Below are 16,466 nucleotides of genomic sequence, written 5' to 3'. Positions count from 1 at the left end.
GACGACCATCAACGGTGCTCCCGATTAACTGACAGATGACACGCCTCCTGAAAACCCCTAGCATACGCCGCAGTGTTCATGCTAACGGCGAATTCCAGTAAATGTATTCTACCGATGTCGTAAAAGAAAATGCCTACCTTTCAGCCACCCGCTCGGGGCTGGAATCGAACGAGATCGCTACTCTTCAGCGCTCCTTGCCTTCCCGGTTTAATCTGCGGCATTTGAAAAAAAATGAATCATTAAAACTCGTACTGCAAAAGAAAGCGGGAAAATCACGTGTCGTGGCCTATAAATTTACGTCCGGTTCATTTAATTACACGGCGTATCGTATATCAGATAAAAAGTTCTATAACCTTTCCGATACTTCCGGGAAAGGCAGTCTCGATTATCCGTTACCGGCCACAGCAAGACTCAGTTCGCCTTTCAATCCTGCAAGACTTAACCCGGTATCGGGAAAAGTGAGTCCCCATAATGGCATTGATTATTCCATGCCCATGAACACGAAAATAGTCAGCGTCATCGACGGAAAAATCACCCGGGCCGAATACAACAGTACCATGGGATATTTTGTTGAAGTAACGGGAAAAGCCGGTGTTAAAACTCGCTATCTCCACCTCAATAAAATACTCGTTACTAAAGGGGCCAGGGTTACCCGGGGAGACGCTATTGCGTTATCCGGTAACAGCGGACGTTCATCCGGTCCTCATCTGCATTACGAGCTGGTCATCAATAACAATCCTGTTAACTCACTGGCGTTCCGGGCAGCGGCACCCGCTGATAACAAACTTGAACAGCATGCCTTTGCGCATGCCAGAGACTACGAACGATACCTGGAATGATAACGGGGCCGCGACGCGGCCCCGTCTGCCGGATTAATTTTTTTTATCGTTTTCACTTCCTTGATGTTGATGATCTCCATGCCCTCCGTGGCCGTGGAAAAGATGCATTAGCGGGCAGACCAGCAATAACAGATATGGCCAGTAACCTGCCACATGTGACCAGTGTTCGCGCAGGAGGGCAAATGCCGCAATCGCGGCGACAGCAATAAGCGCATAGGTGGTACTTTTCATACCGGACTCCTTCTGTTAGTAACAGACCCTTCATTCAGGGTTATTTCCCGAGCCTGACACTTTTCAGACGCAACGCATTTGCAATGACGCTAACGGAGGAAAGGGCCATAGCCGCCGCCGCAATAACTGGCGACAGCAGTATTCCATACACAGGATAAAGCAGACCTGCAGCTACAGGCACCCCAAGAGCATTGTAGATAAACGCAAAAAACAGATTCTGCCGGATATTTTTCATGGTGATTTCTGACAGATGACGGGCCCTGTTGAGTATCATCAAATCGCCTTTGAGAAGGGTAACGCCAGCACTTTCTATTGCCACATCTGTACCCGTTCCCATGGCTATACCCACGTCAGCCGCTGCCAGCGCCGGGGCATCATTCACACCGTCTCCGGCCATCGCAACCACATGGCCAGACGCTTTCAGTCGGGTTATCACTGCTTTTTTGCCATCCGGCAGAATCCCGGCTTCAACCTCATCTATTCCCAGTTTCCGTGCGACTGCTTCAGCAGTAAGCTGGTTATCCCCGGTGAGCATAACAATGCGGATCCCCGCCTGACGCAAAGCTTTAAGCGCATCCGGCGTGGTTGCTTTCACGGGATCCGAGATAGCTATCAGGCCTGCAAGGTTCCCGTCTGTGGCCACATAGATAACGGTAGCGCCTTCCATCCGCAACGTATCCGCAACGGCCTTTTGATTATCAATAACGATACTGTTTTCCTGCATAGCCAGTTCATTACCAATAACAACCCGTTGACCTTCGACATCGCCTGAGACACCTTTCCCCGACGGGGCATTGAAATTACTGACGGCAGGTATCACGATCCCCTTTTCATGCGCGGCTCTGACAACAGCCATACCCAACGGATGCTGCGAACCTTTTTCCACTGCAGCTGTTACACGTAAAAGAGATATTTCCCCACCCGGACTGAGACTGATAATCCCTGTCACCGTAGGCGAACCTTCCGTGAGCGTGCCTGTTTTGTCGACAACCAGCGTGTCCACTTTTTCAAGACGCTCAAGGGCTTCGGCATTCTTGATTAACACCCCGGCCTGGGCGCCTTTGCCCACCCCCACCATTATCGACATCGGCGTGGCCAGTCCCAGCGCGCAGGGACAGGCAATAATCAGGACCGACACAGCCGCAATGAGACCGTGCGCCATCCTGGGCTCGGGCCCCCAGAGAGACCAGATCAAGAAAGCAACAACCGCGATAAGTATCACCAGAGGAACAAACCAGCCTGAAACGCTGTCTGCCATTCTCTGGATGGGGGCACGCGAACGCTGTGCATCAGCGACCATCTGAACAATTCGTGAGAGCATCGTTTCATCACCGACTTTCTCTGCACGGATGATAAGACTACCTGTCTGATTAATCGTCCCCCCAATGACAGGGTCACCCTTCGTTTTGGTAACCGGCATAGACTCCCCGGTCACCATCGATTCATCAACGGTTGTTTTGCCTTCGATCACGATACCGTCGACCGGAATACTCTCTCCAGGTCTGATGCGGAGCTTATCGCCAGGCAGGACATCTTCCGCATTAATATCCGTTTCATGACCGTCATGATCCAGCCGTCTGGCGGTTTTGGGGGCAAGGTTCAGAAGCGCAGTAATGGCGCCTGAGGTTTGTTCCCGTGCCCGCAGCTCAAGAACCTGTCCCAGCAGAACAAGCACCGTAATAACTGCTGCGGCTTCAAAATAAACGGCCACCAGGCCATCCATGTTTCTGAACGATGCAGGAAACCAGGAGGGGAAGACGGTTGCAATGACGCTGTAAACCCAGGCTACGCCGGTCCCCATTGCAACAAGGGTAAACATATTCAGGGAGCGGTTACGTAACGACATTCCGGCCCGGGCGAAGAATGGCCAGCCACACCACAACACGACAGGGGAGGCCAGAAGCAACTGCAGCCATGTGTTGTACTGTGGCGGTACTGTATTCCTCAAGTCGGGAAACAGATGAGATCCCATTTCGAGTACCAGAACCGGAAACGCCAGCAACAACCCCAGCCAGAAGCGTCTTGTCATGTCGTGAAGTTCATCACTCGGCCCCGTGGATGCCGTAGCTACGAGCGGCTCCAGTGCCATTCCACAGACAGGACAGCTTCCGGGACCACTGCGGCGTATCTCCGGGTGCATCGGACATGTCCACACACCTTCAGAATTCTCTTTTTCCGCCTGGTTGTGAGGCTGTTTTATCTGATCAGGGCTGACTTCGTGATGATCGTGGTGATGGTGATGGTGATGGGAATGTTCACTGGCATCTTCGGTAAGATAACGATCGGGATGGGCTTTAAATTTACTCTCACAGCTGGCGGAGCAGAAATAAAGTTGGTGGTCCTGGTATCGAATGCTGCTGTGCGCCCTGTCGGGCAGGATGGCCATCCCGCACACGGGATCTCTCACCTTATGCAATACGTGGCCCTCGTCCGGGGATAATGTCTGCTCAGAAGCAGTCTGGTTGTTGTGTTGCACTGCATTGTCATTTTTCACAGTAACTCTCCTTATGCATACCGAAGCATCTTCTGTCTTCAGGGTATGTCATGGATGCGATTACCACGAATATCGCCGGCACAGGAGTGCCTGCTACCGGCGTCCCGTTATCAGCCGTTCCGCTGACTATTCGATTCGCTGGAAGACTTTTTTACTTCCATCCGGTGAGAATGCGATAACATCGTAAGCCTCTTTTCGGGCTCCCATCTCCATTCCAGGACTTCCTGCTGGCATACCGGGGGTGGCGAGACCGTATATACCCGAACCAGACTGCATTGCCTTATGTATCGTTGTCGCAGGCACATGGCCTTCAATGATCAAATTACCGGCAACCGCGGTATGACAACTTCGTAGTCCTGCAGGAATAGCATGCTTTTCTTTCAGGGCTGACAGCGCCTGATCATTCATGACGTGAGTTCGTACTTCAAACCCGTCTTTTTCCATCGCTTTGCCCCACAGGGAACAACAGCCACAGTTTTCAGATTTGTACATATCAATCACTTTTTCACTCGCCATCGCGGGTAGTGAAAGGCCGAGAGCCAGCGCCATTAGAACCACTTTTTTCATACTCACCTCTGTATATTATCGATATAAACCCTGACGTCAGGGTGAATCAGTAAAGAAGGACACCCACAGGGGGTGCCCTTTCAGGTTCAGGACACGCTTTTTTTATGTCTGCGCAGCCAGATTAATTTGTAGGCGGCAGGAATAATGAACAGGGACAGCAGCGGAGCCGTGATCATCCCACCAATCATGGGTGCCGCGATACGGCTCATGACTTCTGAACCTGCACCGGTTCCCCAGAGTATTGGCAGCAGACCCGCAATGATCACCGCCACGGTCATGGCTTTCGGCCGGACACGCAGTACGGCACCATGATAGAGGGCTTCATCAAGGCCTTCCGGTGTGAACGTCTCTTTACGGGACAATTCCGGGTGCGCTTCAATGGCATGACGCAGATACATCAGCATGACCACGCCAAACTCTGCTGCCACCCCGGCCAGGGCGATAAACCCGGTTCCGGTCGCCACTGACATATGGAAGCCCTGCCAGTACAGGAACCATATCCCGCCAACCAGGGCAAACGGCAGGCTCATCAGAATAAGTAAGGCCTCATCAGCCCGGCGGAATGCCAGATATAACAGGATGAAGATGATCATCACCGTCATCGGTACCATCAGTTTTAATTTCTTATTGGCGTGCTCGAGTAATTCAAACTGTCCTGAGAATGCCACACTGGTCCCCGGTCTCAGTTTCACTTTCTCACTGATGGCCGTCTTAATATCGTTCACCACCGACACCATGTCCCTGCCGCGGGCATCAACATAAATCCAGCTGGCTGGCCGGGCATTTTCGGTTTTCAGCATGGTTGGTCCGGAAACGACCTTAATATCGGCAACATCGCCCAGCGTAATTTGCTGCTTCATTGGGGTCAGGATTGGCATCTCTCTCAACGCCTGCGGACTGTTACGGTAATCCTGCGGATAGCGAATGTTAATAGGGTACCGGGCCACGCCTTCAACCGTCTCACCCACCATAGCCCCACCGATTGCTGAAGAGACGAACAGCTGGACGTCGCCCACAGTCATCCCGTACCGGGAAGCTTTCTCCCGGTTGATATCGATATCGATGTAGCGCCCGCCCTCAAGTCGCTCAGCCAGGACAGACACCACGCCAGGCACGGTTTTGGCTACCGCCTCGATACTCTGCGCCGTCGCGTCGATATCGGACAGAACAGTCCCGGACACTTTGATACCTATCGGGCTTTTGATCCCGGTTGAGAGCATATCAATACGGTTACGGATAGGCGGCACCCAGAGGTTTGCCAGACCCGGTAAACGGACTGTCCTGTCGAGTTCATCAATAATCTTGTCAATTGTCATGCCGGGACGCCACTGATCCTCAGGTTTGAGCTGGATCGTGGTTTCCACCATTTCGAGCGGCGCGGAATCCGTTGCGGTCTCTGCTTTACCGGTCTTGCCAAATACAGAAGCCACTTCAGGAACGCTTTTGATTAACTTGTCTGTTGTCTGCAGGAGCGCTGCAGCTTCTGCCGGAGAGACGCCAGGCAAGGTCGACGGCATATACAGCAGATCGCCCTCGTTAATCTTCGGCAGAAATTCACCGCCCACCTGACTCAGTGGCCAGATAACCGTGAAAATGGACAAGGCCGCAACCAGCAGGGTTGTTTTTGGCCAGTGGAGGACCCGCAGCAGCAAAGGATGATACGCTTTGATCAGCACCCGGTTCAGGGGGTTACTTGTCTCGGCAGGAATTTTCCCCCGGATCCAGAATCCCATCAGAATAGGAATGACGATGATGGCCAGTGCGGCCGCTCCCGCCATGGAGTACGTTTTCGTGAATGCCAGCGGGCCAAACAGACGACCTTCCTGCCCTTCCAGGGTAAAGATAGGAATAAAGGACAGGGTGATGATCAGCAGGCTAATGAACAACGCGGGTCCCACTTCCACGGAGGCGTCGGTAATCACCTTCCAGCGGGTGGCGTTGTCAATCTGCTCACCCGGATGCTGATGATCCCACTCCTCAAGCCGTTTGTGCGCATTTTCAATCATCACAATGGCGGCATCCACCATCGCACCGACGGCAATCGCTATCCCTCCCAGCGACATGATATTGGCGTTCAGTCCCTGGAAGTGCATGACGATAAAGGCGATACACAGGCCAAGTGGCAGAGAAATAATCGCCACCAGGGCAGAACGGACATGCCAGAGGAACAGTGCGCAAACGACAGCAACAACGATAAACTCTTCAAGAAGCTTGTAACTGAGGTTATCAATCGCCCGGTCGATTAACTGGCTGCGATCGTAGGTGGTCACGATTTCAACGCCTTCCGGCAGGCTGGCCTTCAGCGTCTCCAGTTTATCCCTCACTGCCGTGATAACGTCGCGCGCATTTTTACCCGACCGCAGGATCACCACGCCGCCAGCGACTTCTCCCTGGCCGTTCAGCTCGGCAATACCACGCCTCATTTCGGGCCCGGTCTGCACGCGGGCAACATCCCGCAGATAAACCGGCACGCCGTTCTCACCTGTTTTCAGGACGATGTTATTAAAATCATCAATGCTCTGAAGATAACCGCTGGCACGGACCATATACTCCGCTTCGGCCATTTCAACGGATGAGCCACCGGCCTCCTGGTTAGACGATTCAAGTGCCTGTTTCACTTCGGGCAGGCTGATACCGTACTGGGACAGTTTTACCGGATTGACCTGAATCTGGTACTGTTTCACCACGCCGCCAACCGAAGCGACCTCAGCCACGTTCGGGATGGTTTTCAGCTCAAATTTCAGGAACCAGTCCTGCAGAGAGCGCAGTTCTGAAAGGTCGTGTTTTCCGTTGCGATCGACAAGGGCATATTCAAAAATCCAGCCCACACCCGTGGCATCAGGACCGATTTCAGAACTCACACCGGCAGGCAGTTTTCCCTGAACCTGATTCAGATATTCCAGCACGCGGGAACGGGCCCAGTACAGATCGGTGCCGTCTTCAAAAATGACATACACATACGAATCCCCGAACTGTGAAAAACCACGCACGGTTTTTGCGCCAGGTACGGACAGCATGGTGGTGGTAAGTGGATAGGTGACCTGGTTTTCTACAATCTGCGGGGCCTGGCCGGGATAGCTGGTTTTGATAATGACCTGTACATCTGACAGGTCAGGCAAGGCATCGACCGGCGTGTTAATAATCGTCCATGTACCCCAGATGCTGAGAAACAGGGCCCCCATCATGACCAGGAAACGGTTGGCGACAGAGCGCCGGATAATCCATTCAATCATCGTCGTCTCCTCAGTGCCCTGAATGCATATTTACAGGCTGGTCAGACATTGCTGGCATACTGCTTTCTGTTTTTTCAGGGTGGCGCATACGTTCCAGCGCGCCCGTAATATTGGCTTCGGAGTCAATGAGGAACAGGCCACTGACCACCACGGTATCGCCTTCATTCAGGCCGGAACCGATGCCGGACTGTTGCTGTGATTCATGCAGAACGTGGATCTGTTTCGGCACAAACTTGCCTTCATCATCAACAGTAATCACGCGCTGTTCTTTGCCGGTATCGATAACGGCCTGGCTTGGTATCAGCAGCATCTCCTGGCTCTTGGTATTCAGTTTCAGATAGGCATTCATGCCCGGCTTGAGAAACTCATCCTTATTAGAAACCTGGAGACGGACCTGAAGCGTACGGGTTGTCTGATCCACGCTGGGAAGAATGTTCCATTTTTCGACATGGAATGTTTTATCCGGATAAGCCGGTACCGAAATTTCAAACTGCGACGTATCTTTCAGCAGATATGCGATAGATTCTGGCACTGCAGCGCTGATCCAGACCGGGTCCATCCCCTGAATCTGAGCCACTACTTTATCTTTCGAAATATTCATGCCGGTGCGCAGGTCAAACGCAGTAATGACACCATCAATAGGTGCTTTAATGGTAAAACGGGTCTGGATTGTGCGGGTTGAACGCAGCCTTTGAATATCCTCTTCCGGCATACCAGCCAGACGAAGTCGCTCCAGAACCCCTTTTATCTGGGTTGACGTACCGCCTGTACCGGATAACAGCAGGAACTCACTTTGTGCCTCAACCCATTCAGGAATGGTGATATCGATAAGCGGAGTGCCTTTCTTCACATGATCGCCAATCGTCAGGGGATACACTTTTTCGACGAAACCGTCAGAGCGCGCCTGCACAATGACAAACTGATACTCGTTGTAACTGACATTAGCCGGGATTGTCTGGGAATAATTCAGCATTCCTCGCGTGACTTTTTGCGTTTTTAATCCCAGATTCTGAACCTGCGTTGGATCGATACGGATCCCGCCACTGCTTTTATCGCCACTTTCATCAGCATATTTCGGCACCAGGTCCATATCCATAAAGGGAGATTTTCCGGGTTTATCAAATTTGGTATCCGGTTTCATCGGGTCATACCAGAAAAGTACCTTTCGCTCCGGTGCCTTTTGTTCGGTTTGTACTGTTTTTTGTGATGAGTTTACATACTGCCAGGCAGTAACCGATATCAGCCCCCCTGCTATGAGGCTGCTGATAATTATTGCAGCATATTTTATCTTTAAAGAAGCCATACAATTTCTCGCTGAAAAATCAAAACACCTGGCATATGCGCCCGATCATTCATTCACAGTAATCCCTTAATGAATGTTCAGGCGCACTGGATGTATTCGCTCCGGACTGATAATCAGGATTGCGTAACGTTAATGCTTTTGAGTAAGGAGATATTGCCCTGCTGAATAAACGAGAAATCGACATGGTTGCCGGTTTTCAGGGCATTGATAGCGTCGTCTGCATTAACAAAAGTGAAGCGCATGGTCATTGCAGGCCAGCCCACAGCAGGGATTGCTTCGTGCGAAATGGTAATCTTTTTACTATTCATATCAATGTCTTTAACGACACCGGTGCCCTTGATAACCTGCTGTACCGAAGCATCACTGGCAGCATTCATATCGCCATGCTGATGTGTTTCAGCATGAAGACCGGCAGAAAACATGACAGAGAAGGCACCAAATAAAACGGCTTTAAGTGAATTACGCATTTTTAATTTCCTGATTAATTAAATAAATTTACTCTACCCAACCGCCACCCAGCGCGGTAAACAGATTAATTTCGTTAACCTGTCGGGAATAGGTAAGATCGAGAATGGTTTGCTGCGTAGCGAAGAGGGAACGTTCTGCATCCAGCACTTCGATGTAACTGACAGCACCACTTGCATATAATCCTCTGGCACGCTGGAGAGTTATCTGAAGTGAATCAAGATAACGCTGCTGTGACTCAAGTTGCTGGCTAAGACTGTCGCGCAGCGCAAGCGTGTCGGAAACATCCTTAAAGGCTGACTGAATTTTTTGTTCGTAATTAACCACCGATTGTTGCTGGCGAATTTCAGCCAGCTTCAGATTGGCTTTATTCCTGCCAGCATTAAAAATAGGAATTTCAATTTTAGGGATAAAATTCCACATTCCACTTCCTGACGTAAACAGGCTTGACAGCTCCGTACTGCTTGCGGAAAGACCACTGGTCAGGGTAATGGAGGGGAAAAAGGCCGCTCGCGCTGCGCCAATATTGGCATCAGCCGCTTTCAGCTGATATTCCGCTTCCATAATATCCGGTCGCTGCAGCAAAATTTGTGAAGATAGATTTGGTGGCAATTTTACTGGTGCGATCTCCCCGCCTTTCATCCCTTTTTCTGACGGAAGTGCGCGGTACGTTCCCAGCACCAGTTGCAGGGCATTGTTTGCCTGAGCCAGATCGCCTTCTCGTTTGGCTATTTCGGCGCGGGTACTTTCGATTTGTCCTCTCGCCTGTTCAAGTGCCAGAACGTTCGTACTCCCGGTCACGAGCTGTTGCTCAACGAAAGCATAGGACTGTTCATAATTTTTCAGCGTTTCCCGCGCAATACGGAGTTGTTCGTACGCCAGTTGCTGGCTGAAATAGCTCTGTGAAACGTTGGAGACCAGCAGGATGTGTACGGCACGACGGGCTTCTTCGCTGGCAAAGTAGTTCTGGCGATCAGCCTCACTCATGTTCTTAAGTTTGCCAAAAAAATCGAGCTCATAGCTGAGCTCCAGACCCGCGTCGTACTCCTGTGTGGTCGGCTTGTCACCTTTCAGACCACCGTTGTATGTGATCCCGGATGAGGCATTCAGTTGGGGATAACGATCTGCATCCGTGACGTTGAACTGGGCCCGGGCCTCTTCAACCTTCAGGGCAGCCATTCTCAAATCACGGTTATTATTCAGGGCTTCACCGATCAGCCTGCTGACCTGGGGATCGACAAAAAAGTTTCGCCAGCCCGTATCCTGATAGCTGTTTACCGCAGGCGTCAGACTGTTTTTAGACAATGAAAACTGCTGGGGAACCGGAGCTGGCGGACGCTGATATTCAGGTGCCAGAGAAACACAACCAGCCAGGATGAATATGGTACTGATGCTGAGTAATTTTAATTTGAACATAACGCTTCTCGTACAGGCAGACCTGGTAAATGGTTCAAACGAAATCCAGAGTATTGATAGGGATACTTTACCGAACGCTCTCTGTTTGCCGGGTGACAGGATAATGACAATGTTGTCATTTTTGCTGTAATCCGTTGATAACGATCGTGGGCGCAATAAAATGACATTAGCAGCCAGCCGGGGAGCATGATGAAAATATTAATCGTTGAAGACGAAATTAAAACAGGTGAATATCTCAGCAAGGGGCTGACAGAGGCGGGGTTCGTCGTGGATCACGCTGATAATGGTCTGACCGGATATCATCTTGCCATGACAGCCGAGTATGATTTAGTCATCCTGGATATCATGCTGCCTGATGTAAACGGCTGGGATATCATCCGTATGCTGCGCAGTGCCGGAAAGGGGATGCCGGTATTACTGCTGACGGCCCTTGGCACGATTGAACACAGGGTCAAAGGACTTGAGCTGGGTGCGGACGATTATCTGGTGAAGCCCTTTGCGTTTGCTGAACTGCTCGCCCGGGTAAGAACCCTCCTCAGGCGGGGAAACACGATGATCACGGAAAGCCAGCTTAAAGTGGCTGACCTCTCGGTTGATCTCGTATCCAGAAAAGTCAGCCGCGCCGGGAACCGCATTGTGCTCACCAGTAAAGAGTTCAGCTTGCTGGAATTCTTCATTCGCCATCAGGGAGAAGTTCTTCCCCGCTCCCTGATTGCCTCTCAGGTCTGGGACATGAATTTTGACAGCGACACTAACGCGATTGATGTCGCAGTAAAGCGACTCCGCGCTAAAATAGACAACGATTACGGGACAAAACTGATCCAGACAGTGCGGGGCGTGGGCTACATGCTGGAGATCCCGGATGCATAGCAAACCGTCCAGACGACCTTTCTCACTCGCTCTGCGGCTGACCTTTTTTATCAGCCTGTCCACAATACTGGCGTTTATCGCCTTCACCTGGTTTATGCTGCATTCTGTTGAAAAGCATTTTGCCGAGCAGGATGTCAGCGATCTGCAACAAATCAGCACCACACTGAGCCGTATACTCCAGTCCCCGGCAGATCCGGATGAAAAAAAAGTAAGCAAAATAAAGGAATCAATTGCCAGCTACCGCAACGTTGCCCTTTTGCTCCTCAATCCCAGGGGTGAAGTGCTCTTTAGCTCAGCTCAGGGGGCGGCACTACGCCCGGCAGTGAATTCAGCAGATTTTAGCGAGCACAGCCGCGCACGGGATGTCTTTCTCTGGACGGTGGAGGATCCTGCGGGACCGATGGATACCGGGTCCGAAATGAAGATGGAAACATACAGGATTATCGCCTCCTCTGGTCAGGCGATATTTCAGGGCAAACAGCAGAACTATGTCATGCTGACTGGCCTATCCATTAATTTCCATCTCCATTACCTCGATGCGCTGAAAAAGAACCTGATTGCGATTGCCGTCGTGATAAGCCTGTTGATTGTTCTGATCATTCGAATCGCTGTCCGTCAGGGGCACCTGCCCCTTCGTAATGTCAGCAATGCCATTAAAAACATCACCTCCGAGAATCTTGATGCGCGACTGGAACCGACACGCGTTCCCATTGAGCTGGAGCAACTGGTTATCTCGTTCAATCATATGATTGGAAAGATTGAGGATGTCTTTACCCGCCAGGCCAATTTCTCTGCCGATATCGCGCATGAGATCAGAACGCCCATCACCAATCTGGTGACGCAGACTGAAATCGCACTGAGTCAGGATCGAACACAGAGGGAACTTGAGGATGTCCTCTATTCCAGTCTTGAAGAGTATAACCGGATGACCAAAATGGTCAGCGATATGCTGTTCCTGGCACAGGCAGATAATAATCAGCTGATACCTGACAGGGTCATGTTTGACCTCAGAGCGGAAGTCATGAAAGTCTTCGAGTTTTTCGAAGCCTGGGCCGAAGAACGCAATATCACGCTCAAATTTAACGGGATGCCCTGCCTGGTTGAGGGAGATCCACAAATGTTCAGAAGGGCGATCAATAATCTGTTATCCAATGCCCTGCGTTATACCCCGGAGGGACAGGCAATCACCGTCTCAATAAGAGAGCAGGAGAGCTTTTTTGACCTTGTGATTGAAAATCCGGGGAAACCGATCCCTGAAGAACATTTATCAAGGCTGTTTGACCGTTTTTATCGGGTGGATCCATCCAGACAACGAAAAGGAGAAGGCAGCGGCATCGGCCTTGCGATTGTGAAGTCAATCGTGGAAGCACATCACGGAAGAGTGCAGGTGGAATCAGACGTACGCTCCACGCGTTTTATCTTATCCGTGCCCAGACTGGAGAAAATGATCCCGGAAACCCAATGCTGAAAATAAAGATGTAAATGACAAAGATGTCATTAGCCTGTCATGCAGCAAACAGAAGCCATTCGATATAATTAGTGCAACTTATCAGGAAGGCTGGATTGCTTCATCAATACCCGGCGTCAGAGTACGCCAGGAAATGAATATCCAGCCCTCTTCCGGAGAAATAAACGCTGCCGAACTTGTTTCAGTTATGGAACTGAAAACACCGGTTGTACTTCCCCGGACATCACTAATTCAGAAATGGAGAGTTATCATGAAAAATATCGTATTAGCATCTTTGCTGGGCTTTGGTTTAATTTCATCGGCCTGGGCCACTGAAACCGTGAATATCCATGATCGCGTCAACAATGCACAGGCTCCTGCTCACCAGATGCAGTCTGCTGAGGCTCCTGTCGGGATCCAGGGGACTGCTCCTCGTATGACCGGTATGGACCAGCATGAACAGGCCATTATTGCTCATGAAACCATGACGAACGGCTCGGCGGATGCTCACCAGAAAATGGTGGAAAGTCATCAGAAGATGATGGGAAATAACACGGTATCCACGACCGTCCCGTCAACGTCTTACGCGGCGATGAATGAGCATGAAAGAGCAGCGGTTGCTCATGAATTCATGAATAACGGGCAATCCGGCCCACATCAGGCCATGGCCGAAGCGCACCGCCGCATGATCAATGCAGGCTGAATGCGACGGTAGTATCCGTGCTGTTACCTTTTCCCTGATAGATTTTCCTGAAACAACGTTGCTACATTTTTGCCCCCCGTCAGGGGGCTTTTTTGTCTGACTCAGCTACACTTAACCGGTACCTGTCTGAAAGGAATTATTATATGGGCTATTTGCATTCTAGGGTTGGAATTCATCCATTCTAACCCTTGATTCTTAGTCGGACAAAAAGCTGCTTCTGGTTGGATTTTTCTGTTTTTCACCACCCTGCGAAAATCTAACATTGGTTGGATTCTCAGACGCGCCCTCTCTCGCGTTAATCCAACTCTCCACCTTCTGCCTGCTTCAACAATGTCGGAATGTGCGGTCCATACTCGACCTTGCCTCGTCCTGCTCGAATACCACTGCCAACCTTGCGGGCTTCTTTGGAGTACAACGTCTTTGCACGGATGATCTCATAGCTATAACCCCGACCTAACCGGTTGGACATCTTGATCAAACCGTTGAGCCCTTCGGTATAGCCATTGGTGAGTGAGAACGGCGCATCCCAGTAGGCAAAGATGTCGTCGTAATGGTTGTGTACCGTTTTTACCAGTTTTTTGAAAGGCTCCATGCCATAAGGCGGCAGGCTGTTCTTCCAAGCCTCAAAGGCGTTCTGAGCACTCTGCTTGTCGGGTTCGTCGTAGATGCAGAAGAAGGCTTCCTTGAAGTCATAGGCCATGGCAAGTGCTGGGATCGCCTGCTTTACAACCTCCAGCGCCTTTTGCTCTGCGGGCGTCAGGTTGCCGGGTCGCTTCAGGGTAAGCCAGCGAATGGACTTTTTGACGTAAATGCGATCTTCTTTGCTTAACTGTGCCTGGGTAATGACCCCAACTTACTGATAGTGTTTTATGTTCAGATAATGCCCGATGACCTTGTCATGCAGCTCCACCGATTTTGAGAACGACAGTGACTTCCGTCCCAGCCTTGCCAGATGTTGTCGCAGATTCAGGTTATGTCGCTCAATGCGCTGAGTGTAACGCTTGCTGATAACGTGCAGCTTTCCCTTCAGGCGGGATTCATACAGCGGCCAGCCATCCGTCATCCATACCACGACCTCAAAGGCCGACAGCAGGCTCAGAAGACGCTCCAGTGTGGCCAGAGTGCGTTCACCGAAGACGTGCGCCACAACCGTCCTCCGTATCCTGTCATACGCGTAAAACAGCCAGCGCTGACGTGATTTAGCACCGACGTAGCCCCACTGTTCGTCCATTTCAGCGCAGACAATCACATCACTGCCCGGTTGTATGCGCGAGGTTACCGACTGCGGCCTGAGTTTTTTAAGTGACGTAAAACCGTGTTGAGGCCAACGCCCATAATGATGTAGCCCCCTGAAACACCGGACAGTAGCTGTATCTCCAGATAAGAGATAGGCTTGAATATATGTCTAACACTAACGCCAATTTTGAGATGACCGGGATCCTGTTAGGGCAAGAAGCCCGTAAACGTAAAACTCCTCAGGAGAAGATCGCCATTATCCAGCAGACGATGGAGCCGGGCATGAATGTCTCCCATGTCGCCCGCCTGCATGGTATCCAGCCCAGCCTGCTGTTTAAGTGGAAGAAGCAATATCAGGAAGGCAGCCTCACCGCCGTTGCGGCCGGAGAGGAAGTCGTTCCTGCTTCTGAGCTTACTGCTGCTCTGAAGCAGGTCCGGGAACTTCAGCGCCTTCTGGGCAAGAAGACGATGGAAGTTGAGATCCTGAAAGAAGCCGTGGAGTACGGCCAGTCGCGAAAATGGATAGCGCACGCGCCCTTGTTGCCAAAGGACGGGGAATAGCCCTGGTCAGCCGCACCATGGGCGTGTCGCGTGCGCAGCTGTCACTGCGGATTAACCGTTCTGCCGACTGGCAGGACAAGCGCTGTAACCGGCGTAATGACGAAGCAGACGAAGAAATACTGTCGGCTATCCTCGACATCATCAGCGATATGCCGAGTTATGGTTATCGACGCGTGTGGGGCATCCTGCGCAAGCAACGTCGCACAGAGGGACAGCCACCTGTGAACGCCAAACGGCTTTACAGGATAATGAGCGAGCATAACCTGTTGTTGTTGCATGACAAACCAGAGCGACCGAAGCGTGAACATAAGGGCAAGATAGCGGTGGCAGAAAGCGATATGCGCTGGTGTTCAGATGGCTTCGAGTTCGGCTGCGACAACGGCGAAAAACTGCGGGTAACGTTCGCGCTGGACTGCTGCGACCGTGAGGCCATAGACTGGGCAGCAAGCACGGGAGGCTATGACAGTTCAACCGTGCAGGATGTGATGCTGAGGTCGGTGGAAAAGCGCTTCGGCGACAGGTTGCCCGATACAGCGGTGCAGTGGCTGACGGACAACGGTTCAGCGTATACCGCGTATGAAACGTGGAGGTTCGCGAGAGAGCTGAATCTGGAGCCCTGCACAACAGCGGTGAGCAGCCCGCAGAGTAATGGCATGGCCGAACGGTTCGTGAAAACGATGAAAGAAGACTATATCGCGTTCATGCCAAAACCGGATGTGAGAACAGCACTGCGAAACCTTGCAGTAGCGTTCACGCATTACAATGAAAACCACCCGCACAGCGCGCTGGGATATCACTCCCCGAGGGAATACCGGCGGCAGCGGACATCGTTAACTTAAGATACAAAAGCTGTTCGGAGATGGAGGGTCAAGATCACTAGACTGGCCCCCTGAATCTCCAGACAACCAATATCACTTAAATAAGTGATAGTCTTAATACTAGTTTTTAGACCAGTCATTGGAGAACAGATGATTGGTAATGCTGCCAACTTACTGATTTAGTGTATGATGGTGATTTTAAGGTGCTTGCGTGGCTTCCATTTCCATCAGATGTCCTTCCTGCTCCGCTACTGAAGGCGTGGTGCGTAACGGCAAAAGCACT

At 51.2% G+C, this 16,466-nt stretch carries 13 protein-coding genes and 2 pseudogenes; 6 read left to right on the top strand and 9 right to left on the bottom strand.

Annotation, left to right across the window (positions count from 1 at the left end; all coding sequences use genetic code 11):
• The first annotated feature begins 101 nt into the window (after nt 1-101).
• On the top strand, nt 102-839 hold the full coding sequence (locus K2184_RS27700; protein WP_004182013.1) for a peptidoglycan DD-metalloendopeptidase family protein: 738 nt from the start codon (nt 102-104) through the stop codon (nt 837-839).
• A 33-nt stretch (nt 840-872) separates the two neighbouring features.
• On the opposite strand, the gene K2184_RS27695 is transcribed toward K2184_RS27700, so the two are convergent.
• From K2184_RS27695 to silC, 7 genes are all read right to left on the bottom strand, one after another.
• Complete coding sequence (locus K2184_RS27695) at nt 873-1,070, bottom strand: DUF2933 domain-containing protein (RefSeq protein ID WP_000843497.1); 198 nt, start codon at nt 1,068-1,070, stop codon at nt 873-875.
• 40 nt (nt 1,071-1,110) lie between these two features.
• The gene (silP, locus tag K2184_RS27690) at nt 1,111-3,564 is read right to left on the bottom strand and encodes an Ag(+)-translocating P-type ATPase SilP (protein WP_023317528.1); all 2,454 of its coding nucleotides are present in this window, start codon (nt 3,562-3,564) and stop codon (nt 1,111-1,113) included.
• A 126-nt stretch (nt 3,565-3,690) separates the two neighbouring features.
• Nucleotides 3,691-4,131: a DUF411 domain-containing protein gene (locus tag K2184_RS27685; protein WP_000758228.1), complete on the bottom strand. Its 441-nt coding sequence runs from the start codon at nt 4,129-4,131 to the stop codon at nt 3,691-3,693.
• A gap of 86 nt (nt 4,132-4,217) precedes the next feature.
• Entirely contained in the window at nt 4,218-7,364 is a 3,147-nt protein-coding gene (gene silA, locus K2184_RS27680) for a Cu(+)/Ag(+) efflux RND transporter permease subunit SilA (RefSeq protein WP_004098958.1), read from the bottom strand.
• Between the two features lie 10 nt (nt 7,365-7,374).
• Nucleotides 7,375-8,667, bottom strand: a complete 1,293-nt coding sequence (silB, locus tag K2184_RS27675; protein WP_004098959.1) for a Cu(+)/Ag(+) efflux RND transporter periplasmic adaptor subunit SilB — start codon at nt 8,665-8,667, stop codon at nt 7,375-7,377.
• 113 nt (nt 8,668-8,780) lie between these two features.
• Complete coding sequence (gene cusF, locus K2184_RS27670; RefSeq protein ID WP_001246153.1) at nt 8,781-9,134, bottom strand: cation efflux system protein CusF; 354 nt, start codon at nt 9,132-9,134, stop codon at nt 8,781-8,783.
• Nucleotides 9,135-9,162: 28 nt separating this feature from the next.
• The gene (gene silC, locus K2184_RS27665) at nt 9,163-10,548 is read right to left on the bottom strand and encodes a Cu(+)/Ag(+) efflux RND transporter outer membrane channel SilC (RefSeq protein ID WP_000475512.1); all 1,386 of its coding nucleotides are present in this window, start codon (nt 10,546-10,548) and stop codon (nt 9,163-9,165) included.
• 189 nt (nt 10,549-10,737) lie between these two features.
• On the opposite strand from silC, the gene silR reads away from it, so the two are divergent.
• From silR to silE, 3 genes are all read left to right on the top strand, one after another.
• Nucleotides 10,738-11,418 carry a copper/silver response regulator transcription factor SilR gene (gene silR / locus K2184_RS27660; RefSeq protein ID WP_001572351.1) on the top strand — a complete coding sequence of 227 codons (681 nt, stop codon included), beginning with the start codon at nt 10,738-10,740 and terminating at the stop codon, nt 11,416-11,418.
• Nucleotides 11,411-12,886, top strand: a complete 1,476-nt coding sequence (silS, locus tag K2184_RS27655; protein WP_003032875.1) for a copper/silver sensor histidine kinase SilS — start codon at nt 11,411-11,413, stop codon at nt 12,884-12,886. The genes silR and silS overlap by 8 nt, the downstream gene beginning before the upstream one ends.
• A gap of 250 nt (nt 12,887-13,136) precedes the next feature.
• Entirely contained in the window at nt 13,137-13,568 is a 432-nt protein-coding gene (gene silE / locus K2184_RS27650; RefSeq protein ID WP_004178091.1) for a silver-binding protein SilE, read from the top strand.
• Nucleotides 13,569-13,863: 295 nt separating this feature from the next.
• Here the strand turns inward: silE and K2184_RS27645 are convergent.
• Nucleotides 13,864-14,406 (bottom strand): annotated as a pseudogene (locus tag K2184_RS27645) (ISL3-like element ISKpn25 family transposase); the annotation flags it as partial.
• Between the two features lie 15 nt (nt 14,407-14,421).
• A pseudogene (locus tag K2184_RS27640) lies at nt 14,422-14,906 on the bottom strand (IS1-like element IS1X2 family transposase); the annotation flags it as partial.
• Nucleotides 14,907-14,996: 90 nt separating this feature from the next.
• Between K2184_RS27640 and K2184_RS27635 the strand changes: the two are divergent.
• Nucleotides 14,997-16,204 (top strand): IS3 family transposase gene (locus tag K2184_RS27635; RefSeq protein ID WP_085955172.1). Its coding sequence is split into 2 segments (ribosomal slippage): nt 14,997-15,318 and nt 15,318-16,204, totalling 1,209 coding nucleotides; the frame shifts between segments, so codons are not numbered across the junction.
• Between the two features lie 190 nt (nt 16,205-16,394).
• A partial coding sequence (locus tag K2184_RS27630; protein ID WP_044061500.1) for an IS1 family transposase occupies nt 16,395-16,466 on the top strand: 72 nt, incomplete at its 3' end.

The organism is Klebsiella sp. K5-306, from assembly GCF_051835185.1.
GTDB classification, from domain to species: Bacteria; Pseudomonadota; Gammaproteobacteria; order Enterobacterales; family Enterobacteriaceae; genus Klebsiella; species Klebsiella oxytoca.
Note: the sequence above shows the minus strand (reverse complement) of the source record. Positions and strands in the feature narration are given on the sequence as shown.

Bases quoted from the DNA above. Each gene is read 5' to 3' on its own strand.
- K2184_RS27700 (WP_004182013.1), top strand. From the start codon at position 102: ATGTATTCTACCGATGTCGTAAAAGAAAATGCCTACCTTTCAGCCACC.
- K2184_RS27695 (WP_000843497.1), bottom strand. From the start codon at position 1,070: ATGAAAAGTACCACCTATGCGCTTATTGCTGTCGCCGCGATTGCGGCA.
- K2184_RS27685 (WP_000758228.1), bottom strand. From the start codon at position 4,131: ATGAAAAAAGTGGTTCTAATGGCGCTGGCTCTCGGCCTTTCACTACCC.
- silA (WP_004098958.1), bottom strand. From the start codon at position 7,364: ATGATTGAATGGATTATCCGGCGCTCTGTCGCCAACCGTTTCCTGGTC.
- silB (WP_004098959.1), bottom strand. From the start codon at position 8,667: ATGGCTTCTTTAAAGATAAAATATGCTGCAATAATTATCAGCAGCCTC.
- cusF (WP_001246153.1), bottom strand. From the start codon at position 9,134: ATGCGTAATTCACTTAAAGCCGTTTTATTTGGTGCCTTCTCTGTCATG.
- silC (WP_000475512.1), bottom strand. From the start codon at position 10,548: ATGTTCAAATTAAAATTACTCAGCATCAGTACCATATTCATCCTGGCT.
- silR (WP_001572351.1), top strand. From the start codon at position 10,738: ATGAAAATATTAATCGTTGAAGACGAAATTAAAACAGGTGAATATCTC.
- silS (WP_003032875.1), top strand. From the start codon at position 11,411: ATGCATAGCAAACCGTCCAGACGACCTTTCTCACTCGCTCTGCGGCTG.
- silE (WP_004178091.1), top strand. From the start codon at position 13,137: ATGAAAAATATCGTATTAGCATCTTTGCTGGGCTTTGGTTTAATTTCA.